Here is a 19,986-nt window from a genome sequence, read left to right as displayed (position 1 = left end):
TGGCAGGTTGAGAGAAGTAAAAACAGAACCGGAATGTGAATGGCTCCATCATATAGTACAGCTGCTCTTTATTATCCCTGAACACATTGCTTTGGCAACAGCTGAGTAACAGATTTGCTGTCTGGCCTGAGGTGGTATATTAGCTCGTGTTAACAACAGGGCTTTTTTATCTTCAATTTCGAAGGTGCTAATCAAAACTTAATTAAACAGTGATAATATGTAATAAGTGAACGATATAGATTGAATTTTTTATAAAATACATATGCAAAAACAGAGATAAAATATGATCTTTTTCATTAATTTAATGCATTCAAATAACCCCCTTTGATACGGCGGATCCTATGTTTCAGTCTGTTTCATTATTTATCGGATTGCGCTATATGCGCGGGCGGGCGGTTGATAAATTTGGCCGCTTTGTTTCCTGGCTTTCAGCCATTGGTATTACATTAGGGGTGGCTGCATTAATTACTGTGTTATCAGTCATGAACGGTTTTGAACGTTCACTGGAGGCCAGTATTCTGGGCTTTATGCCTCATGTCATTATTACTTCAGAAAAGGGGTCAATTAATCCTGCCGAGCATCCGAAAAGTCAGCTTTCTGGTTTAAAAGATGTCACCCGTATTGAGCCGGTTGTTCAGGGAGATGTTGTACTGCAAAGTGCCCATAATGTGGGAGTCGGAGTTATGTTGGGTATTAAGCCGGATGAATATACACCGTTGGCGGAATATACCGTCAATGTTGATCAGAGCCAATTGCAGCCCGGTCGCTATTTTGTGATTTTAGGTGAAAAACTGGCAGCAAGACTGGGTGTCAGGCGAGGCGATCAGATCCGCATTATCGTTCCGAGTGCCAGCCAGCTTACCCCAATGGGCAGGATACCCAGCCAGCGTTTATTTACAGTAGCCGGGACATTTTTTGCCAACAGTGAAGTTGATGACACTGAAATGCTGGTTAATCAGCAAGATGCCGCCCGACTTTTACGCTATCCCATTAACAATATTACTGGCTGGCGTTTATTTCTCACTGAACCATTAAAAGTAGATGAATTAAGTCAGCAGCCGCTGCCAAAAGGCTTGGTCTGGAAAGACTGGCGTGAACGTAAGGGGGAGTTTTTTCAGGCAGTACGTATGGAAAAAAATATGATGGGGTTATTGCTTAGCCTAATCATCGCAGTTGCTGCTTTCAATATTATCACTTCTCTTTCTTTATTAGTGATGGAAAAACAGGGTGAGATTGCTATTTTGCAGACACAAGGGTTAACCCGTCGGCAAGTGATGACCATTTTCATGATTCAGGGAGCCGGAGCAGGCATCATTGGTGCTTTATTGGGAACGGGGTTAGGAATACTGCTTTCTAGTCAACTGAATAAATTAATGCCTGTTATCGGCCTGCTGACAGAAGGTATTCAATTACCTGTTGCCATTGAGCCTGCTCAGGTGGCGATTATTGCCGTCAGTGCCATGTTAATCTCTCTATTATCCACTTTGTATCCTTCCTGGCGCGCTGCTGCCACTCAACCTGCTGAGGCTTTACGTTATGAGTAATCAACCTTTATTGCTATGCCATCATTTGTATAAAAAATATCAGGAAGGGCAGGTTTCCACTGAGGTATTAAAAAATGTCACATTTTCCATGCAGCAAGGAGAAATGATGGCGATTGTCGGTAGTTCCGGTTCAGGTAAAAGTACTCTGTTGCACTTATTAGGAGGGTTGGATTCACCGACCTCCGGTGAAGTGATTTTCAAGGGGGAATCACTTAATAATATGTCTGCTTCCGGGCGGGCAGAATTACGAAACAGAGAAATTGGTTTTATTTACCAGTTTCACCATCTGCTGCCTGATTTTAATGCATTAGAAAATGTTGCTATGCCACTATTGATCGGCAGTAAAAGGTTGCTTGGGGGGAAGAAGCAGGCTGAACAAAAAGCACGGGATATGTTGGCGGCAGTCGGGTTGGAAAAGCGGGCACACCATCGGCCTTCTGAATTATCAGGAGGTGAACGCCAACGGGTTGCTATTGCTCGTGCACTGGTGAACGAACCTTCACTGGTATTGGCAGATGAGCCGACAGGTAATCTTGACCAACGTAACGCTGACAGCATTTTTGAGCTGTTGAAGAACCTGAATCAACAGCAAGGCACGGCATTTTTGGTTGTGACTCATGATCTTAAACTGGCTGACAGGCTGGCGCGTCAGGTGGAAATGCGTGATGGGTATTTACAGGATGAATTAACCCTGACGGGGGGAGTGTAATGGCAAATCTGCCTCTTGCATTACTCACTGCAATACGCTTCAGTCAAGGGCGCCGCCGCGCGGGAATGGTTTCTTTAGTTTCAGTCATTTCAACACTGGGGATCATGCTGGGTGTTGCTGTGCTGATCATCGGCTTGAGTGCAATGAATGGCTTTGAGCGCGAACTTAAAAACCGGATACTTTCTGTTGTTCCTCATGGTCAGATTTATACGGTAGAACAGCCTTTCCAGCATTGGAAATCAGCGCTTAAACAAATCAGACATACCCCCGGCATTGCAGGGGCTTCTCCTTATATTGAATTTACAGGTCTGATGGAGCGAGGAGATAAACTTCATGCTGTCCAGGTTCGTGGTGTTGATCCTGAGACTGAAGCCGAAGTCAGCACCTTATATAAGTTTGTCCGTGACGGTGCATGGCAGACATTTCAGGCAGGAAAAAATCAGGTCATTCTGGGGCAGGGAGTTGCAAATTCACTGAATGTGAAACAGGGTGATTGGCTGACAGTGATGATCCCAAACAGCGATCCAAGCCTGAAATTATTACAGCCTAAACGAATACGTTTACAAGTTACCGGTATTTTTCAGTTAAGTGGCATGTTGGATCATCGTCTGGCTTTGGTTCCGTTATCTGATGCACAACAGTATCTGGATTATGGCGATGCTATTACCGGCGTTGCTATTAAAGCAGACGATGTTTTTGCAGCAGAGAAGCGGGTTATAGCCGCCGGTAATGCAACAGGCAGGTATGTCTATATCAGTACATGGCTGAAAGACTACGGTTATATGTACAATGATATCCAGATGATACGGGGTATCATGTACTTAGCCATGATTTTAGTCATTGGGGTTGCCTGTTTTAATATCGTTTCAACACTGATTATGGCGGTCAAAGATAAGAGCAGTGATATTGCTATTTTGCGTACACTGGGGGCTAAAGATGGTCATATCAGGTCAATTTTCTTGTGGTATGGATTATTGACCGGAATGGTTGGCAGTATTATTGGCGCTATTGTCGGAATTTTCATGGCGCTTAATTTGACAGCTATTATTAAATGGATAGAGAAGCTGTCCGGGCATCAATTTCTCTCCGGTGATATCTATTTCATTGATTTTCTGCCGTCAGAATTACATACCATGGATATTTTCTATGTTTTATTAACGGCACTGATCCTGAGCTTATTAGCCAGTTGGTATCCAGCTCGTCGGGCCAGTAAACTTGATCCAGCGCGGATTTTGAGTGGTCAATGATATTCCAGAGTATTCACTATATCACTTAAGCGCGCTATCTTACGGAGTGAACTGAGTAGAAGCGATGAGCTGAACACACCATGAATAAAGTCGTGGTAATTGAACAGAAACTGAGGAAATAGTTCTATACCCTATGAATTTCAAGTTACCTCGTGGTGACTAGTGAGTAATCCCCCGAGAACATAGACAACAGTGTGGCCGGGGGAAAGAACGCAGCCAACAAAGAGGCAACTTGAAAGACGAAGTGTATGAAAGGATTATTTTGCGGAGACGTATAAATGCGTGTTATTCATCGGCTCAGTAAATTCCGTAAGAGTAGGCGACTACGAAATCAGAGGTTTCATCAGCAAATTTTTTACAGGGATATCCGTGTGGCAAATAAAATAAAGAAACCCCATGTGGTAGTACTGACCGGAGCGGGTATTTCCGCTGAATCGGGAATTAGAACGTTTCGTTCTTCTGATGGGCTATGGGAAGAACATCGTGTTGAAGATATTGCGACACCGGAAGGATTCAAACGTGACCCTGAATTAGTTCAGGCATTCTATAATGCGCGAAGAGAGCATCTACAGCAGGCGGAAATAAAGCCCAACGCCGCACACTATGCTTTAGCCGAACTTGAACAACAAATTGGCGATAATTTTCTGCTGGTCACACAGAATATTGATAATCTGCATGAGCGTGCGGGGAGCAAGCGTGTTCTCCATATGCATGGCGAACTACTGAAGGTGCGCTGCTGCCAGTCCGGTCAGGTTATTGAATGGACATCTCACCTGACAATAGATGATCGCTGTCACTGTTGTCAGTTTCCTTCGTTACTGCGCCCTCACGTTGTGTGGTTTGGCGAAATGCCTTTGGGGATGGAACAAATTTATTCTGCTTTATCTGAGGCGGATATTTTTATTGCCATTGGCACTTCCGGTCATGTGTATCCTGCAGCGGGGTTTGTACATGAAGCGAAATTATCGGGTGCTCATACTGTGGAGCTTAATCTGGAACCCAGCCAGGTTGAGAGCATGTTTGATGAAAAGCATTATGGCAACGCTAGCCAAATAGTTAATCAATATGTTCAGTCATTGCTTCATCAGATGTCTGAATGAGAGATTTGCCCCAGCTACGTTGTCAGTTATATAACTGGGGCAAACATTCAGGTTTTCCGGAATAGGGTTTAAAACCTGTCGTATTCAGCTGTGCGGTGGTTAATCATTAAAATACCAATAACCACTGTTCACCAGAGCAGTAAGCAGACTGATAAACCGCACATCATCAAGAGCATCACCCAAAATATCAGCATTGACAGTATCATACTGGCAAAGTGCATCAGCTGCCTGCAAATGAGATGTATCCATTAATTCGCCATTGACGAAGCAATTATCCCCCACACGCAATACACGTAGTCCATTCAAACGATTCAGGCTTTCACCCTGTTTGAGCAGATCATAAATCTCATCACTTTCATATGGCGGTTCTGGTGGCGCGATATCCAGCTCATGACGTGACTGAGAGATAAATTCCCCAAACCAGTTCTGGAACGTTTCCGGCTGTTCCAGTAAATCCTGCATCATGGTACGCAGAGTCGCCAGCTCGTTTGTCTGGATCAGTGCAGGATTATCACGGAATGCCAAATCAGGATCACTGTAACGATGGCTACCCAATTCATTTGCCAGAACATAATCAGCAAAACCACTGAACAGCTCACGGGCATTCGGCGCACGGAAACCGACTGAATAATTCAGTGATGGTTCAATGGCATATCCTTCATGTGGAAAACCGGGTGGAATATAGAGAATGTCTCCGGGTAGCATCTCTTCATCAATAATGGCTTCGAAGGGCTCAACCTGTAATAAGTCAGGATGAGGACAATGCTGTTTCATTGGGATCTTGTCCCCTACACGCCAGCGTCTGCGTCCTTCTCCTTGAATAATAAAGACATCATATTGATCAAGATGCGGACCGACACCACCCCCCGGAACGGAGAAAGAAACCATCAAATCATCCATTCTCCAGTCTGAAAGCACACGGAATGGCTTCATAAGGGCAGAAGAGGGGTGATGCCAGTGGTTAACAGCTTGTACGAGTAATGACCAGTTTTGGTCGCCTAAATGATCGTAACTTTCAAATGGCCCATGAGAAACTTCCCAGCGTTCTTTTTTATGGCTGACTAAACGACTGTCAATTTCATTTTCCATTGCCAGTCCCGCCAGCTCATCGGGAGAAAGTGGGTCGGTAAATTGCTGGAAACCCTGTTTGATTAGCAATGGACGTTTTTGCCAGTGATTCTGCAAGAACGCCTGCCAATCCAGATTCAGCTGATAATTCATGGTGATATCCTGAGTGACAAGAAAATTTCAGGTCATTATAACGGATAGTCAATAGAGTTATCAGATTCGGGTGAAATATTTCGAGGCCGCTCGCATTCTGTATTTATTGCGAGTATTCCTGTTGCCGATTAAGTGATAGCTATTTTGTATTCAGAAGAGAGGGTAAGCTGTTGATACAGATTTTAGGTGATTTGTTGGTTGCGGAAAGTCACACTGACTTTTGCGCCTCCCAGATGGCTATTATCGATGCTGATATTACCGTCATATTGTTCTACAATTTCAGAGGCGATCGACAATCCCAAACCTTGCCCCGGACGCAGTGTATCGGCTCTTAACCCGCGTTCGAAAACGATATGGCGTTTATTGGGGGGAACACCGGGGCCGTCATCATCAACAATGATGGTGAGGAAATTCTCACCCATCATGGCAGTAACATGAACAAACTCCAGACAGTATTTACAGGCATTCTCCAGAATATTCCCCATTACTTCCAGAAAATCATTCTTTTCACCCAGCCAGGTTAATTCAGGCGAAATATCTAAGGTAACATTGATCCCTTTGTGTTGATAAACTTTTATCAGTGCATTGGTCAGGCTATCAAGCAGAATTGGGACGGAAAATATTTTTTTCAGAATGAGGTTATGATCGTTGTATATATTGGCCCGATGTAAATAATAACCGATTTGTTGAGAAATTCTGTCAATTTGTTCAAGCATGACGGGTTCAGCCTGCTTAATGGTCATTTGCTTATTTGAGCGTAGAGAGCGCAGCGTAGATTGAAGCACGGCCAGAGGAGTTTTCAGGCTATGTGTCAGATCTGATAATGTTGTTCGATATTTTTTATAGCGTTGGCGCTCATTATCCAGTAAGGCATTCAGGTTCTTAATCAGGCCTTTTAATTCAGCTGGTGGATTTTCATCTAATTCTTGCCGTTCACCTTTTTCCAGGGAGCGTATCTGAGTGATGAGTGATTTAATCGGGCGCAAACTCCAGTCCGCAGCAAGCCAGATTAATGGAATAATTAAAATCAGATTGGCTATTAATACATACCCGAACCATTCCCAAATTTTTTCTGACGGTTGAATATTTTGAGGTATGGTATTGATAACTACAATGGTTAATGCAGGAAGTTTATCCTTTGCCGGATAAATCTTGACGGCTACAGAGTAAATCAGTAGTACTTTATCAGCATTGAGATTAGTGTCAGTTTTATTATTAGCCGGATATTGCCCCTGTGACTCAGAATATAGCTGAGAATGCATATGGGGATAATAAGTTTCTAATTCATATAAGCCGTTTTTTTTCAGCCAATTAGGATGAATTTTTTCTTCAAGTTCTGGTACATTATTCTGACGCCAGAGGATATCGTTTTTATCGTTATAAATCAGAGTTAATGAGCGATTTCCCATGTGAAAATTATCGGGAAGATGAACTGATAATTTATTTTCTTTCCAACTAGCAAGTGAGTAAAATAAATTACTCTGAGTACTAAGTATTGCATAAGTATCATTATCAAGGCGCATCAAATAGCCAACAATTGCGACTACGCCATAGGGTAGAGTCAAAGCAAGAATAATGACAGTCGCCGCCATGAGAAATCGTGCTCTCAGGGAGAAGAGATGAGTTCTCAGGAAGTTAAACATGATATTATTTCACATCAAAGCGATAACCCTGACCACGGACTGTAACAATCACTTCGTCAGGCCATTCATTCAATATCTTTTTTCTCAAACGTCCCATTAACACATCAATTGTATGACTTTCACGTAATTCAGCATCAGGGTATAACTGCCTCATTAATAATTCCTTACTGACAACTTTACCGTTATTACGCATCAAAGTTTCAATAATCGTATATTCGAAGGCAGTTAATTTTATCTTCTTACCATTAACAGAAAATTCCTTACGTGAAAGATCAATCAGAAAAGGTGGTAATTCCGCAACTTGCGATGCCAGACCACTATTACGACGCATTAATGCCTGTATACGTGCATTAATTTCTTCCAATTGGAAAGGCTTAGTCACGTAGTCATCTGCACCGGCATTTAATACGGTAACTTTTTCCTGCCAGCTTTCACGGGCAGTGAGAATGAGAATGGGTATATTAATATGATCGCTGCGCCAGCGTTTTATTAAGCTTAAACCATCTTCCCCCGGTAACCCCAAATCAATGATGGCAACATCAGGATGATTTTCTTTCAGGTAATAATCAGCCTCTTTTGAGTCTTCAGCAGCATCAACCTGATGACCAATATCCCGAAGCTGTACTTTTAAATGATGACGAAGCAACGCATTATCTTCAACTATTAATATTCGCATAATGGTTCCTTATGCTAACCAGTAAAATTTATCAAATAAATCTTAAATAGCTAGATAGTCAACTATATGGATGGATTGAAATAAATTATAGATATGTTGTTATGATTAAACCAAGTATAGTAACTATTTAGTCTATTGTTGGTATGTTAATGAATGGATTGCTAAAAACAATAAGGTAAATCGAAAATAGTATATAACTTTGCGACTTATTTATACTTCATATAAGGTTACGCATTTTTTTAAAATGTGGACGGGAATTCCTATCCACATTTTATAAATAAAATCGTTTTATTTTAATTCATCAACCAGTAATTCAGCATAGCCGATATAATTGGCAGGAGTCATCGACTTAAGACGAGTTTTTTCTTCTTCCGGTAGTTCGAGACCATCAATGAAGTTTTTCATTCCTTCTGCATCAACACGTTTACCACGTGTAAGCTCTTTTAATTTTTCATATGGCTTCTCAATACCATAACGGCGCATAACCGTCTGAATCGGCTCAGCCAATACTTCCCAGTTCTGATCCAACTCGCCTAATAAATGTTTCTCGTTGACTTCCAGTTTATTCAGGCCTTTCATTGTGGATTGATATGCAATTAACGCATATCCCAGACCAACACCCAGATTACGTAATACTGTTGAGTCAGTCAGGTCACGCTGCCAGCGGGAAACAGGCAATTTACTGGCAAGATGACCAAACACTGCGTTTGCCAGACCCAGATTACCCTCTGAATTTTCAAAATCAATCGGGTTAACTTTATGTGGCATGGTTGATGAGCCAATCTCACCGGCAACAGTTTTCTGTTTGAAATGATTAAGAGCGATATAACCCCAGATATCACGGTCAAAATCAATCAGGATAGTATTGAAACGTGCAATACAATCAAACAGTTCTGCAATGTAATCATGAGGTTCAATCTGAGTAGTATATGGGTTCCATTGAACACCCAGAGAAGTAACAAATGATTCGCTGAACTGATGCCAGTTAATATGAGGATAGGCTGACAAATGGGCATTATAGTTACCAACTGCACCATTGATCTTGCCCAAAATTTCAATTTGACCAAGTTGGCGGAACTGGCGCTCCATGCGGTAGGCAACATTTGCGAACTCTTTACCTACAGTTGAAGGCGTTGCTGGTTGCCCGTGGGTACGTGACAGCAAAGGCAGATCACGGTATTCATGAGCCATACGCTTAATGGTGTCGATTAACTGACGCCATTGTGGTTGCAGCACTTCCTCACGGGCAGTTTTAAGCATCAATGCATGTGACAGGTTATTGATGTCTTCGGAGGTGCAGGCAAAATGTATAAACTCAGCAACCTGATGTAAAGCAGGAATATGAGCGACTTTTTCTTTCAGAAAGTACTCAACGGCTTTAACGTCATGGTTAGTTGTACGCTCAATTTCTTTAATGCGTAATGCATCCTGTTCGTTGAAATTTGTAATAATTTCATCCAGGTAAGCGTTTGCCTTTTCATCAAAAGCAGGAACTTCTGTGATTTCTGCTGTGGCGGCCAGTTTTTGTAGCCAACGTACTTCAACCTGCACGCGGAATTTCAGTAAGCCGAACTCACTAAAAATAGCGCGCAGTGCGCTAACTTTATCGCCGTAACGGCCATCAATCGGAGAAACAGCGGTCAGTGAGGATAATTCCATTGGTAGAAACTCCCGGATTTTATTTAACGATTTATTTAACAATTAATTCAATTAACAACGCGCAAGAATGTCTTTTGCCTGTCGGACTAGTCGTTGTCTGGAAAACATAAATTGCAGACGGCTACCGCCAACCTGCTGCCATAATACGGTGCTGCGAATACCTGCCAGTAATGCCGCCCGGACTTTTGCCTGCACCAATGTGTTGCGCAGAATATCCGGCGAGCCTGTGACTTGGATGCGAGGCCCCAATGGGCTAATTACATCGACATAAATACCAGCAAGAGAATTGAGCATTCCCTCAGACATAGGTTCAAAATAAGCCTGCTGACGTTCCAGCTGGCTTATGCGTTTAGCTAATTCATCTGCTGCTGATGGATTTTTACTGAGACGTCGCTCCAGTGCCATCAGACTTAAAGTATAGCGGGTCAGCTCTGCTGAGAGCCCGCTATTTGTACCATTCAGCATTCCCATCACAGCATCAAGGCCGGTACGCAGGTTACCTGCTTCATTGCCAAAGACATCCAGAGTAGATGTCGGATTCATATTCAGAACACTGTTAAGAGTTACTTCAAAAGCACCGGCATCACATTGCCCTTCATGGGCCAGTTGCTGTACCAGACGAGCTGACTGGCAGATACCTGCCAGCGCCAATGTAATGTCGTAATAATTTTTAGCCACGATTACTCCTGTATACGTTGTTCGATCACACCACCGCCGAGACAAATTTCGCCCTGATAAAACACAGCTGATTGACCGGGAGTGACAGCGGCAACGGGGCTGTCAAAACGAACCTCAATTTTATCTTCACTCAAAGGAATGACTGTGCAGGGAATATCCTGCTGACGGTAGCGCGTTTTTACCACGCAACGGATTTCTGTTTCCAGTGACTGGCGATCAACCCAATGCAGTTGTTGTGCAATTAAACCGACAGACATCAGGCGGGGATGTTCATGGCCTTGTGCAACAACCAGTATGTTATTTGCAACATCTTTATCAACAACATACCAGGGTTCTTCATTACCGGATTTAGTTCCTCCGATACCTAACCCTTTTCGCTGACCAAGTGTGTGGTACATCAGGCCGGTATGTTGCCCGATAGTCTGCCCGTCAACGGTAACAATTGGGCCCGGCTGAGCTGGCAGATAGCGGCCCAGAAAATCGCGGAACTTACGTTCACCAATAAAGCAGATACCTGTAGAATCTTTTTTCTTCGCCGTAACTAACCCAATTTCTTCGGCAATGCGGCGAACTTCAGGTTTTTCAAGCTCCCCGACCGGGAATAAACTTTTGGCAACCTGCTCATGACTCAGGGTATATAAAAAGTAGCTTTGATCTTTATTACCATCAAGGCCCCGAAGTAACTGACTAACGCCATCCACATCCCGACGGCGGACATAATGGCCGGTTGCAATGTAATCAGCACCTAAGTCTTCGGCAGCAAATTCTAAAAATGCTTTGAATTTAATTTCTTTGTTACAGAGAATATCCGGATTCGGTGTACGGCCTGCTTTATATTCAGCAAGGAAGAGTTCAAATACATTATCCCAATATTCAGCTGCGAAATTGATGGTATACAGTTCAATACCCAGCTTGTCACACACCGCCTGAGCATCCTTAAGATCATCGGCGGCAGAGCAGTATTCTTCATCGTCATCTTCTTCCCAGTTTTTCATAAACAGGCCAGCTACCTGATAGCCCTGTTGTTGTAGCAGGTAAGCGGAGACGGATGAATCAACACCACCGGACATTCCGACGATGACTTTTTTCTGGCTGTTATCTGACATGGGCATATCTCACTGCGGAAAAAAATAAACGCGGTACTTTAGCATGTTGACAGGCAAGGTGCATCAAACGTCTTCGTGCTCTTGTGATTTGCGTTTCATTTAATGGGAAATTATTTTGTGAAAGGAGAACCATAGCTATCCAGTATTGATAAGGGGTGAGCCTGATTTTCCAAATAATTACGGATACTTTCAGCAACTAATGGGGAACGCAGTTGTGGGCTGTTAATAATTTCTTCTGCGCTCAGCCAGTGACAGCAGTGGATATCACTATCCTGAGGATCGGTATCCACCGTTTTCTCTAGTTCAACCAGAAACAAAAAACGGATGAAGGGAGTTCCATCCGGGGCGACCCACTGATGTAATTTCAATAATGCCTGTGGCTTAGCTCGAATGCCTGTCTCTTCCCATAATTCGCGTTCAGCCGCTTCCAGTAATGTTTCATCAGCTTCAAGATGACCCGCAGGCTGGTTCCAGCGAGGCTTGCCATCAATAAGTTCTTCAACAACCAAAAATTGATTTTTGGCATGTACTATGCAAGCAACGGTGATATGTGGACTAAACAAAATCTATTTCTCTCCATTCTCCGGGGGACAAATCCCCTAGTTGTAATGAACCCATACTAAACCGGATAAGGCGTAATGTTGGAAAACCAACATGGGCTGTCATTCTGCGTACCTGACGGTTACGGCCTTCAAAAAGCGTGATTTTCAGCCAGCTGACAGGGATATTTTTTCGTTCCCTAATTGGCGGAGTTCGCTCCCAAAGCCATACAGGTTCTTCGACTAATTCTGCTCCGGCGGGAAGTGTAGGGCCGTCTTTCAGGGTAATACCGTTGCGGAGTTTACTCAGTGCAACTTCATCCGGTATTCCTTCTACCTGAACATAATAAATTTTGGCCGTTTTTTTGTTGGGCTGCGTTAATTTGGCTTGCAACTTTCCATCATTAGTCAGAACCAGTAACCCTTCACTATCTCTATCCAGCCGTCCTGCGGCATAAACATCACTAAAAGGAATAAAATTCTTTAAGGTTGTTCTTCCCATTTCGTCAGTGAACTGGGGCAGAACATCATAAGGCTTATTAAATATCAGCACCTGACGTGGGCCCGCTATTCTTTTTTTGGTGTTGTCATTTTTTCTTTGACTGAATCGATTAAGTTTACGTTTTTTAAAAGAGAAATTTGTCATGATAAGTTATTGCACAAAGTGAAGGGCAATATTATACCTGAAATCTGCGCCATTGGCGTTTGCAGAATATTCAAGTAATATTGACACGTCCCTTACAAAAAATTAACAAGGCATTGCGCTTACTTGAAAGGAGAGGTTAATGGAAAGCAAAGTAGTTGTTCCGGCGGAAGGTAAAAAAATTACTATTGATACCAAAGGTAAATTAAATGTTCCGAATAACCCGGTAATCCCTTATATCGAAGGGGATGGCATTGGTGTGGATGTAACGCCGGTCATGCTGAAAGTTGTTGATGCTGCGGTTCAGAAAGCATATAGCGGTGAGCGCAAAATTTCCTGGATGGAGATTTATACGGGTGAAAAATCTACACAGGTTTATGGTAAAGATGTCTGGCTGCCGGAAGAAACACTTGATTTGATCCGTGAATATCGGGTTGCTATTAAAGGCCCTCTGACAACGCCTGTTGGTGGCGGCATCCGTTCTCTGAATGTGGCACTTCGTCAACAGCTGGATTTATATGTCTGCCTGCGTCCGGTTCGCTATTATCAAGGAACTCCAAGCCCTGTAAAACACCCTGAATTAACTGATATGGTGATTTTCCGTGAAAATGCGGAAGACATTTATGCGGGTATTGAGTGGAAAGCCGGGTCTGCGGAAGCGGATAAAGTGATTAAATTCCTGCAGGATGAAATGGGCGTTTCTAAAATCCGTTTCCCTCAACAGTGTGGTATCGGTGTGAAACCATGCTCGGAAGAAGGCACTAAGCGTCTGGTACGTTCTGCGATTGAATATGCAATTGATAACGACCGTGAATCAGTGACTCTGGTTCATAAAGGCAACATCATGAAGTTTACTGAAGGTGCCTTTAAAGACTGGGGTTATGAATTAGCGCGTACAGAATTTGGCGGTGAACTGTTGGATGGTGGTCCATGGGTGAAGATTAAGAACCCTAAAACCGGCAAAGATATCATCATCAAAGATGTAATTGCCGATGCATTCCTGCAACAAATTCTGCTGCGTCCGGCTGAATATGATGTTATCGCCTGTATGAACCTGAATGGTGATTACATTTCTGATGCGCTGGCAGCACAAGTTGGTGGTATTGGTATTGCCCCGGGTGCGAACATTGGTGATGAGTGTGCCCTGTTTGAAGCAACACACGGTACAGCACCTAAGTATGCCGGTCAGGATAAGGTAAACCCAGGTTCAGTCATCCTATCCGCTGAAATGATGTTGCGCCACATGGGATGGTTCGAAGCTGCTGATCTAATCGTTAAAGGTATGGAAGGTTCGATTGCTGCCAAGACTGTCACATACGATTTTGAACGCCTGATGGAAGACGCTAAGCTGCTGAAATGTAGCGAATTTGGTGATGCTATTATTTATCATATGTAATAGTCATTAGCCAAAATAGATAACGGGGGCTTAATGGTTCCCGTTGTTTTTAACGGTATGAAAATTCTTCTGCAAAACTCCTGCAAAACTGGTTATAAATTGACCGCTATTTCACTGCCAAAATAATCCAATCTTTACCTCTATCATCATGGTATTTATCAGTCATTGACTGGCTTTTATGACCGAGTAATGTTTTTGTATCGACGCCCTGTTCGCGGTACAAACGTTCCGATAGTGACCTTTGCTCATGGAAACTGGGAGGTGTGCCTTTTTCCCACTTGAGATCTGTATCATCACGGATCTTTTGAAAGCCGGCAGTGATTGCATTGGCAGACACTTGACCACCGCGTTTAGCCTGTGCGGTAGTATGATGGTAGTGGAGCATGTAAGGGCTTAATATTCTATCTCTACAACGTGTTATTACATCTCGTAATGTAAAGTCTATTTTTTCACATTTGATATTTAGAGGAATCGCTAGTTTAGTGCCTGTTTTTTCCTGAATAATATGCAAGTGATCATCCCACACATCGTCGAACCGTAACTTGGCAATGTCTCCTAGACGTTGCCCAGTAACTAGGGCTAACAACATTGCATTCTGTAAATAGCGTTGTGTTTTTCCTGCATGGTCGAATATTACTTTCCATTCTTCCAAGCTTAACCTCTGCCGTTTGATTTTATTAATAGGCATTTTGGTTGCTTTAGCAGGATTATATCCCGGAGGAACTTCTCCGGCATGCTGGGCTTCTTTGAAGACATCAATTAAAACCATGCGAACAATTTGGGCCATCCTTTTTTGCCCACGTTCTTTATATTCGTCAACTAAAATTGCAATATCTTTGGTTTGGATATTATCGATAATCTCGTTACCACAATGTTTCCTGAATGCTTCGACAATGGTAATAATCAGCCAACGATTTGTTTTTGCGTCACGGTCAGTCATGCCAACTTTGTCACGGTCGAATTTGATCGCGCCGGAGTGAATGCTGATATTATTACCGCTCAGACCCCCCACGAAGAACGGAAGATTATTATTCACCGTTTCGAGCAGGGCGCAACGAAAGTCATCGTGAATGTTGGCACCTTAATTGCCGGGTTTGATAGTGATGTGCGCTGCATCATTTATGCAAGGCCCACCAAGTCAGAGATCCGTTGGACTCAATGTCTCGGCAGAGGCTTACGTACCGCGCCGGGTAAAGAAACCTGCCTTATCTTCGATCACTCCGGCACCGTCCACCGTCTCGGCTATCCCGACGATATCGAATATGACGAGCTGCCCAGTAAAAACGATGGCATGAAGACCCATTCCAGCCACCGGGAGCAGGAAAAGCGGGAGAAGCTGCCGAAAGAATGTCCCAGCTGTCACTACATGAAGCCTGCCGGAGTCTATGTCTGCCCGAAGTGTGATTTTAAGCCCCTGACCGGGGAAGACATTGATGTCGATAGCATGGCATCCGTTAGCACCAAACTTCAAATATACACCTCACTGAATCACGCACTCGACTAACAGATAAACTTTATCATGCGCTGCCTTATTTTAAGGCGTATTGATTCTGTTACAGGCTATTCAATTGAGATAAGAGCCTGACCTCAGTAATATTAACCGGCTAGTTAGCAGTAGGATGAAATGACCTTTAACGAATAATAAAGTGAGGTGTTTATGTCTGATGTTAATAAGCTGGAGAGTGAATCCAAAATAGAAAATATGTTGGTTATGGATATTATGATAGGAACTGGACGGGCAAATATGGGGGGGGAGTATCTTAGGTCTATATGGGGCTATTCAAATAAACCAGTCGGTAGCACCTACAGGCCTCCTGATGGTGCTATAGGAACTATAGCTATAATCGAAAATAATACACGTATTGATGTCTCGAAAAGCAATACTTTTCTTTGGTTACAATTAGGAGCTGATTATATTGGTTGGGACACTTACTCGTTTAAAGATGAAGATAGCTATTCACAATCTATTGAGTTATTAGAAAACAAAGTTCTTTATGTAACAGTTAATGGAGTAATTTATAATCTTGGTAAGAGTTCTTTCGATATTCGTAGGTATCTAAAAAAATATCAGCTTTTTGCTCAATATTTCAATATTGGGGCTAAAGAATTAGGGGTAATAATGAAGCAAAATATAGGTAACACACTTCGCTTCTGCCTCAACTGGAAATAAATCTACATATTGAATTCAAGGCTGCTTAATGCGGCCTTTTTGTTTTTGGTCGCCAACTACCGAGAAAGTGTTGGGTGTGTTGCGGATTTACATGTTCCAGCCGACCGCAAACGCTCAATTGGCAGGACCACAATTTAACATTTGAAAACAGGCAGGCTAGACCTGCTACAAGCTACGCACCATGCGTATCTATGCCCTAAATTTTTAGGGCAACCTATTCACAACAACTCACAGGGGCGACCATAGACTCACCCCACGGACGCCCATTGTTCTGATGGGGGGGAAATATGAAGATGAAAGAAGATCCTAATATCTGGGTACACCTCAGTGACTGGCTTGTGTCGGTCAGAGAGCAAGGTATCTTGGCGACGCTTGCTGGAACGATGGCCTTTCTTCGCGGTCGCTATCATGGCGGAGGCTGGTTAAAGGTCTCCATCGATGCCTTTATGTGTGCCATGTTCGCTTGGTTCATTCGTGACGTATTAAATCTGTTTGGTCTGAATCCTGATTTGGCCTACATCGGTAGTGTGGTAATTGGTTATTTGGGGACAGACTTCATTGGTCAATTACTGCGTAAAGCGGCGGAGAAGAAAGCGGGAGGCGCTTCTGATGGAAATCAGCAATAAAGGTCTGGAGTGCATTAAACAATATGAAGGCCTGAAACTGAAAGCCTATCCCGATCCGGCTACAGGTGGTATTCCGTGGACGATTGGTTACGGTCACACAAAAGACGTCAAGCCAGGGCAAGTTATTACCGAACAGCAGGCCGAAGCATTCCTGCATGATGACCTTAAACCTATCTACATTACCCTTGAATCCACCGTGAAGGTATCACTGACTCAGGGACAGTTTGATGCCCTGTGCTCGTTCATCTTCAATTGTGGCGCGGGTAACTTTGCTCGTTCTACCTTACTTAAGAAGCTCAATGCAGGTGACTACCAAGGTGCAGCCGATGAATTCCAGAGATGGAATAAAGCAGCAGGTAAAGTGATGAACGGTCTGACTAAGCGCAGGGCATCTGAACGCCAGATGTTTTTGTCATGAGATCCTACGTGATATTCGAAAAAATCTACTTTGAATTCTGAGCCTCGCTTTTGCGGGGCTTCTTTTTATCGGCGTACTGACGTGCGCTAAACCCAATCATGAGCTTATAGAAATAGAGCCTGAGAAGTATCGCTAGGTGGCGACCTCTCATGGGCGATATTTCTACGTCAGCAGGCTCTTATTTCTATAGGAATACGCAAGATGCATACAATTACAGTCCCTTTTTATGACGATGAACTTTATGTTGTGGAATACAACAATGAGCCTTACGTGCCAATGAGACCCATTGTTGAAGGGATGGGGATGGACTGGGCAGGGCAATATACCAAGTTAAAACAACGCTTTAAAAAAGGGGTTGAGGAAATCCCAACACCTACAAAAGGTGGCTTACAGTTAATGACTTGCCTTGCTCTCCGTAAGCTAGCAGGTTGGTTAGCAACTATCAGCCCTAACAAAGTTAAGCCTGAAATTAGGGACAAAGTGATCCGCTATCAGGGCGAATGCGACGATGTGCTTTATGAATACTGGACAAAAGGTATCGCTGTTAATCCCCGTAAACGTAACGTGATGGAAGAACTGAATCAGGCTTGTGCTGAGTTAAAAAGAGACAAGCAGCTCGCTAGTGTGTTTGGTACGGGACTCAATGAATGGAAGAAGGTCAGACCTGAACATGAAAGCAAGATAAGAGGCTTAATCGGACAGGCTACCGACTTAGTTCTTGATCTTGTTCTGGCTGAAACAGGCAAGGGCAAAACAACACGAACCCAATAAGGCGGTGAGATGAAACTCAACAGCCAGTACTTCACCCTGATTGCTTTGGTGATTGTCTCTGGCTTGTTCTGGTTCTACTACAGTGAGTATCAGGACAAGGCCGAAGAATACCGTAGATTAAAGCGACAGTATGACAGTCAGATTATCGCGATAAATAAGCAGCAAGAGCGTCTTGAACAACTTGCAAAATTAGACGAAATCTACATAGAGAAACTCGCCAATGCTAAGACTGAAATCGATACTCTTCGGGCTGATGTTGCCGCTGGTCGTCGCAAGCTGCGCATCAAGGCCACCTGTCCTGTGCGTGAGGCCACTCCCTCCGTCAGCGTGGGCGATGCAACCACCATCGAACTCCCTAGAGAAACTGGACAAGCTGTTCTCGATATCCGAGAAGGCATCATCAACGACCGGGCAAAACTGAGATATTTGCAGGATTATGTTAGGGCGCAGTGTAAATGAGGAGTGGAACAATGAAAGAACCAATACTGGCATCAATAAAATTTGATACCAGTAAATTAGATAAAAAAATAGATGAATTAAAGTCCGTGTTTCCTGAAGGCATCCCTGATCATGTTAGCGGCATAATCGCTAGCTTGAGCAGTAATATCTTCTTTGCTGATAGCTCTACCACACGAAGTACACTTGGTTCCGTTGAGGTCATCTATTTCCTTGATTTCGACGCTGGAGCTTACAACAAGGTCACTATGGCAATCAGGGCACTTAAACGAAATCTCACTCATAAGTAGTATTCCTCTTTTGACTGCGGAATAACCAACTTATCGGTTTTTCTTGACTGTGGAAAGCAGGAAGCCACCTTGCCTGATGTGGTTAAAAGCAGGCCTTTATTCCCATACCCATTCCCTGAGTGGTTAAAGGAATACCGATAACTCATGCTGCCACTTCGTTCTCACCGCGTATTTGCTTCATTTTGCACCATACTTTGATTAAGATTTATGTAGCTAACTCAGGTGGAGATGAAAATGAAGAAGTTAATTGCTGGTTTTGTTGTTGCGCTGACTTTGAATGGGTGCTCTGCTCAATCCAAAGAGAAAGAACCATTACCTAAAGTGACCGCAGAAAACCAGCACTGCACTGGTGATTCAGAATGTAGTGCTGTGTGGGCGAATGTGCCTGAAAAGCTAGAGCGAATCACAGGAATACGTATTAATACAGTATCTGATACTTATATCTCAACATACTCTCCATCAGATGATAGGTTTTTAGGTGGTTCAGCTACCTTGGTTCCTGTAAATGGTAAAGAAAAAGAGATCAGGCCATCTTTCCATTGTTTGAGATATATGGATGATTACAACTGCCAAAAGTTAACTATATTAGCTACTGATGCTTTCAATGAAGGCATGAAGGGAATTAAAAAGCATACAATAATCACAATAAATAACAGCTTGGCACTGGCGTTAATCTAAGTTTAATTACACAAACTCTCTTAAGTATGGATTATTGAGCTATGCCTCCTCATTAGTTAGTATTGTATATAAAATTAACAATGAGGAATTGTAGTGAAAAAGCGCGTTACGTGGTTAATTACAGTATGTTTTTTATCCTTTAATGTAATGGCAAGCGATATGCCAAAGCTTGGAAAATGGGATATCACAAAAGAAGTAAATAAGCTCACTGACAAGATAGATTATTTTGCAGTGTTGTCATCAGAGAACGGGGAAGAGGCTTTGGTATTGCGTTGTGAAAACAATACAACAGAAGCCTAGGTAATCCCCCCTAAAAGCCGGAGTGTCCATAAGTAGAATTTTCTCATACGCTTAATGTAGCAGAGGAGATCGAAATCTTATGAAAAAGTCACGTTTTACTGACAGCCAGATCTTAG

General features: G+C 43.1%; 21 protein-coding genes and 2 pseudogenes. 13 read left to right on the top strand and 10 right to left on the bottom strand.

Going from position 1 to position 19,986, the window contains the following annotated elements; all coding sequences use genetic code 11:
* The first annotated feature begins 341 nt into the window (after nucleotides 1–341).
* The 4 genes from lolC to cobB all read left to right on the top strand — a co-directional run bounded on the left by lolC (nucleotide 342) and on the right by cobB (nucleotide 4,600).
* Complete coding sequence (gene lolC / locus Xsto_RS02255) at nucleotides 342–1,544, top strand: lipoprotein-releasing ABC transporter permease subunit LolC (RefSeq protein ID WP_099123977.1); 1,203 nt, start codon at nucleotides 342–344, stop codon at nucleotides 1,542–1,544.
* Nucleotides 1,537–2,253 (top strand): lipoprotein-releasing ABC transporter ATP-binding protein LolD, encoded by a 717-nt coding sequence (gene lolD, locus Xsto_RS02250; RefSeq protein ID WP_099110941.1) that lies wholly within the window; start codon nucleotides 1,537–1,539, stop codon nucleotides 2,251–2,253. The genes lolC and lolD overlap by 8 nt, the downstream gene beginning before the upstream one ends.
* Nucleotides 2,253–3,500, top strand: a complete 1,248-nt coding sequence (gene lolE, locus Xsto_RS02245; RefSeq protein ID WP_099123976.1) for a lipoprotein-releasing ABC transporter permease subunit LolE — start codon at nucleotides 2,253–2,255, stop codon at nucleotides 3,498–3,500. The genes lolD and lolE overlap by 1 nt, the downstream gene beginning before the upstream one ends.
* Before the next feature lie 278 nt (nucleotides 3,501–3,778).
* Nucleotides 3,779–4,600 carry a Sir2 family NAD+-dependent deacetylase gene (gene cobB / locus Xsto_RS02240; RefSeq protein WP_099110939.1) on the top strand — a complete coding sequence of 274 codons (822 nt, stop codon included), beginning with the start codon at nucleotides 3,779–3,781 and terminating at the stop codon, nucleotides 4,598–4,600.
* Between the two features lie 99 nt (nucleotides 4,601–4,699).
* Here the strand turns inward: cobB and Xsto_RS02235 are convergent, their stop codons facing one another.
* From Xsto_RS02235 to rluE, 8 genes are all read right to left on the bottom strand, one after another.
* A complete protein-coding gene (locus tag Xsto_RS02235; protein WP_099123975.1) occupies nucleotides 4,700–5,821 on the bottom strand; it encodes a ribosomal protein uL16 3-hydroxylase in 1,122 nt (373 codons plus the stop codon).
* A 182-nt stretch (nucleotides 5,822–6,003) separates the two neighbouring features.
* Nucleotides 6,004–7,413: a two-component system sensor histidine kinase PhoQ gene (gene phoQ / locus Xsto_RS02230; RefSeq protein WP_422646208.1), complete on the bottom strand. Its 1,410-nt coding sequence runs from the start codon at nucleotides 7,411–7,413 to the stop codon at nucleotides 6,004–6,006.
* Between the two features lie 55 nt (nucleotides 7,414–7,468).
* The gene (gene phoP, locus Xsto_RS02225; RefSeq protein ID WP_099110936.1) at nucleotides 7,469–8,140 is read right to left on the bottom strand and encodes a two-component system response regulator PhoP; all 672 of its coding nucleotides are present in this window, start codon (nucleotides 8,138–8,140) and stop codon (nucleotides 7,469–7,471) included.
* Between the two features lie 288 nt (nucleotides 8,141–8,428).
* Nucleotides 8,429–9,799 carry an adenylosuccinate lyase gene (gene purB / locus Xsto_RS02220; protein WP_099123973.1) on the bottom strand — a complete coding sequence of 457 codons (1,371 nt, stop codon included), beginning with the start codon at nucleotides 9,797–9,799 and terminating at the stop codon, nucleotides 8,429–8,431.
* Nucleotides 9,800–9,850: 51 nt separating this feature from the next.
* Nucleotides 9,851–10,477 (bottom strand): high frequency lysogenization protein HflD, encoded by a 627-nt coding sequence (hflD, locus tag Xsto_RS02215; protein ID WP_099123012.1) that lies wholly within the window; start codon nucleotides 10,475–10,477, stop codon nucleotides 9,851–9,853.
* 2 nt (nucleotides 10,478–10,479) lie between these two features.
* A complete protein-coding gene (mnmA, locus tag Xsto_RS02210) occupies nucleotides 10,480–11,583 on the bottom strand; it encodes a tRNA 2-thiouridine(34) synthase MnmA (RefSeq protein WP_099110933.1) in 1,104 nt (367 codons plus the stop codon).
* Between the two features lie 110 nt (nucleotides 11,584–11,693).
* Complete coding sequence (locus tag Xsto_RS02205; protein ID WP_099110932.1) at nucleotides 11,694–12,146, bottom strand: NUDIX hydrolase; 453 nt, start codon at nucleotides 12,144–12,146, stop codon at nucleotides 11,694–11,696.
* Complete coding sequence (rluE, locus tag Xsto_RS02200; RefSeq protein ID WP_099123972.1) at nucleotides 12,139–12,768, bottom strand: 23S rRNA pseudouridine(2457) synthase RluE; 630 nt, start codon at nucleotides 12,766–12,768, stop codon at nucleotides 12,139–12,141. Before rluE ends, Xsto_RS02205 begins: the two co-directional genes overlap by 8 nt.
* Before the next feature lie 139 nt (nucleotides 12,769–12,907).
* On the opposite strand from rluE, the gene icd reads away from it, so the two are divergent.
* A complete protein-coding gene (gene icd, locus Xsto_RS02195; RefSeq protein ID WP_099123971.1) occupies nucleotides 12,908–14,161 on the top strand; it encodes an NADP-dependent isocitrate dehydrogenase in 1,254 nt (417 codons plus the stop codon).
* Nucleotides 14,162–14,267: 106 nt separating this feature from the next.
* Here icd and Xsto_RS02190 read toward each other — a convergent pair.
* Nucleotides 14,268–15,053 (bottom strand): annotated as a pseudogene (locus Xsto_RS02190) (tyrosine-type recombinase/integrase); the annotation flags it as partial.
* Between Xsto_RS02190 and Xsto_RS02185 the strand changes: the two are divergent.
* The 6 genes and pseudogenes from Xsto_RS02185 to Xsto_RS02160 all read left to right on the top strand — a co-directional run.
* Nucleotides 15,054–15,617 (top strand): annotated as a pseudogene (locus tag Xsto_RS02185) (DEAD/DEAH box helicase); the annotation flags it as partial.
* A gap of 201 nt (nucleotides 15,618–15,818) precedes the next feature.
* The gene (locus Xsto_RS02180) at nucleotides 15,819–16,331 is read left to right on the top strand and encodes a DUF7823 domain-containing protein (protein ID WP_099123970.1); all 513 of its coding nucleotides are present in this window, start codon (nucleotides 15,819–15,821) and stop codon (nucleotides 16,329–16,331) included.
* A gap of 293 nt (nucleotides 16,332–16,624) precedes the next feature.
* Nucleotides 16,625–16,957, top strand: coding sequence for a phage holin, lambda family (locus Xsto_RS02175; protein WP_211284280.1), 333 nt, complete (start codon nucleotides 16,625–16,627; stop codon nucleotides 16,955–16,957).
* Complete coding sequence (locus Xsto_RS02170; protein ID WP_099123968.1) at nucleotides 16,941–17,375, top strand: lysozyme; 435 nt, start codon at nucleotides 16,941–16,943, stop codon at nucleotides 17,373–17,375. Before Xsto_RS02175 ends, Xsto_RS02170 begins: the two co-directional genes overlap by 17 nt.
* Nucleotides 17,376–17,576: 201 nt before the next feature.
* A complete protein-coding gene (locus tag Xsto_RS02165; RefSeq protein WP_099123967.1) occupies nucleotides 17,577–18,146 on the top strand; it encodes a phage antirepressor N-terminal domain-containing protein in 570 nt (189 codons plus the stop codon).
* 9 nt (nucleotides 18,147–18,155) lie between these two features.
* Nucleotides 18,156–18,605 carry a lysis protein gene (locus tag Xsto_RS02160; protein WP_099123966.1) on the top strand — a complete coding sequence of 150 codons (450 nt, stop codon included), beginning with the start codon at nucleotides 18,156–18,158 and terminating at the stop codon, nucleotides 18,603–18,605.
* Nucleotides 18,606–18,682: 77 nt separating this feature from the next.
* On the opposite strand, the gene Xsto_RS22790 is transcribed toward Xsto_RS02160, so the two are convergent.
* Nucleotides 18,683–18,886: an ECs_2282 family putative zinc-binding protein gene (locus Xsto_RS22790; RefSeq protein WP_422646207.1), complete on the bottom strand. Its 204-nt coding sequence runs from the start codon at nucleotides 18,884–18,886 to the stop codon at nucleotides 18,683–18,685.
* 240 nt (nucleotides 18,887–19,126) lie between these two features.
* Here Xsto_RS22790 and Xsto_RS02150 point away from each other — a divergent pair, with 240 nt between their 5' ends.
* Nucleotides 19,127–19,570, top strand: coding sequence for a hypothetical protein (locus tag Xsto_RS02150; RefSeq protein WP_099123964.1), 444 nt, complete (start codon nucleotides 19,127–19,129; stop codon nucleotides 19,568–19,570).
* Between the two features lie 93 nt (nucleotides 19,571–19,663).
* Complete coding sequence (locus tag Xsto_RS02145) at nucleotides 19,664–19,870, top strand: hypothetical protein (RefSeq protein ID WP_099123963.1); 207 nt, start codon at nucleotides 19,664–19,666, stop codon at nucleotides 19,868–19,870.
* Nucleotides 19,871–19,986: the final 116 nt, after the last annotated feature.

The sequence above is a fragment of the Xenorhabdus stockiae genome, from assembly GCF_002632825.1.
Lineage (GTDB): Bacteria > Pseudomonadota > Gammaproteobacteria > Enterobacterales > Enterobacteriaceae > Xenorhabdus > Xenorhabdus stockiae.
Note: the sequence above shows the minus strand (reverse complement) of the source record. Positions and strands in the feature narration are given on the sequence as shown.

Bases quoted from the DNA above. Each gene is read 5' to 3' on its own strand.
- Xsto_RS02160 (WP_099123966.1), top strand. From the start codon at position 18,156: ATGAAACTCAACAGCCAGTACTTCACCCTGATTGCTTTGGTGATTGTC.
- lolE (WP_099123976.1), top strand. From the start codon at position 2,253: ATGGCAAATCTGCCTCTTGCATTACTCACTGCAATACGCTTCAGTCAA.
- lolC (WP_099123977.1), top strand. From the start codon at position 342: ATGTTTCAGTCTGTTTCATTATTTATCGGATTGCGCTATATGCGCGGG.
- Xsto_RS22790 (WP_422646207.1), bottom strand. From the start codon at position 18,886: ATGAGTGAGATTTCGTTTAAGTGCCCTGATTGCCATAGTGACCTTGTT.
- phoP (WP_099110936.1), bottom strand. From the start codon at position 8,140: ATGCGAATATTAATAGTTGAAGATAATGCGTTGCTTCGTCATCATTTA.
- rluE (WP_099123972.1), bottom strand. From the start codon at position 12,768: ATGACAAATTTCTCTTTTAAAAAACGTAAACTTAATCGATTCAGTCAA.
- Xsto_RS02235 (WP_099123975.1), bottom strand. From the start codon at position 5,821: ATGAATTATCAGCTGAATCTGGATTGGCAGGCGTTCTTGCAGAATCAC.
- mnmA (WP_099110933.1), bottom strand. From the start codon at position 11,583: ATGTCAGATAACAGCCAGAAAAAAGTCATCGTCGGAATGTCCGGTGGT.
- Xsto_RS02165 (WP_099123967.1), top strand. From the start codon at position 17,577: ATGCATACAATTACAGTCCCTTTTTATGACGATGAACTTTATGTTGTG.
- Xsto_RS02150 (WP_099123964.1), top strand. From the start codon at position 19,127: ATGAAGAAGTTAATTGCTGGTTTTGTTGTTGCGCTGACTTTGAATGGG.
- phoQ (WP_422646208.1), bottom strand. From the start codon at position 7,413: ATGGCGGCGACTGTCATTATTCTTGCTTTGACTCTACCCTATGGCGTA.
- cobB (WP_099110939.1), top strand. From the start codon at position 3,779: ATGCGTGTTATTCATCGGCTCAGTAAATTCCGTAAGAGTAGGCGACTA.
- Xsto_RS02175 (WP_211284280.1), top strand. From the start codon at position 16,625: ATGAAAGAAGATCCTAATATCTGGGTACACCTCAGTGACTGGCTTGTG.
- purB (WP_099123973.1), bottom strand. From the start codon at position 9,799: ATGGAATTATCCTCACTGACCGCTGTTTCTCCGATTGATGGCCGTTAC.
- Xsto_RS02170 (WP_099123968.1), top strand. From the start codon at position 16,941: ATGGAAATCAGCAATAAAGGTCTGGAGTGCATTAAACAATATGAAGGC.
- Xsto_RS02180 (WP_099123970.1), top strand. From the start codon at position 15,819: ATGTCTGATGTTAATAAGCTGGAGAGTGAATCCAAAATAGAAAATATG.
- icd (WP_099123971.1), top strand. From the start codon at position 12,908: ATGGAAAGCAAAGTAGTTGTTCCGGCGGAAGGTAAAAAAATTACTATT.
- lolD (WP_099110941.1), top strand. From the start codon at position 1,537: ATGAGTAATCAACCTTTATTGCTATGCCATCATTTGTATAAAAAATAT.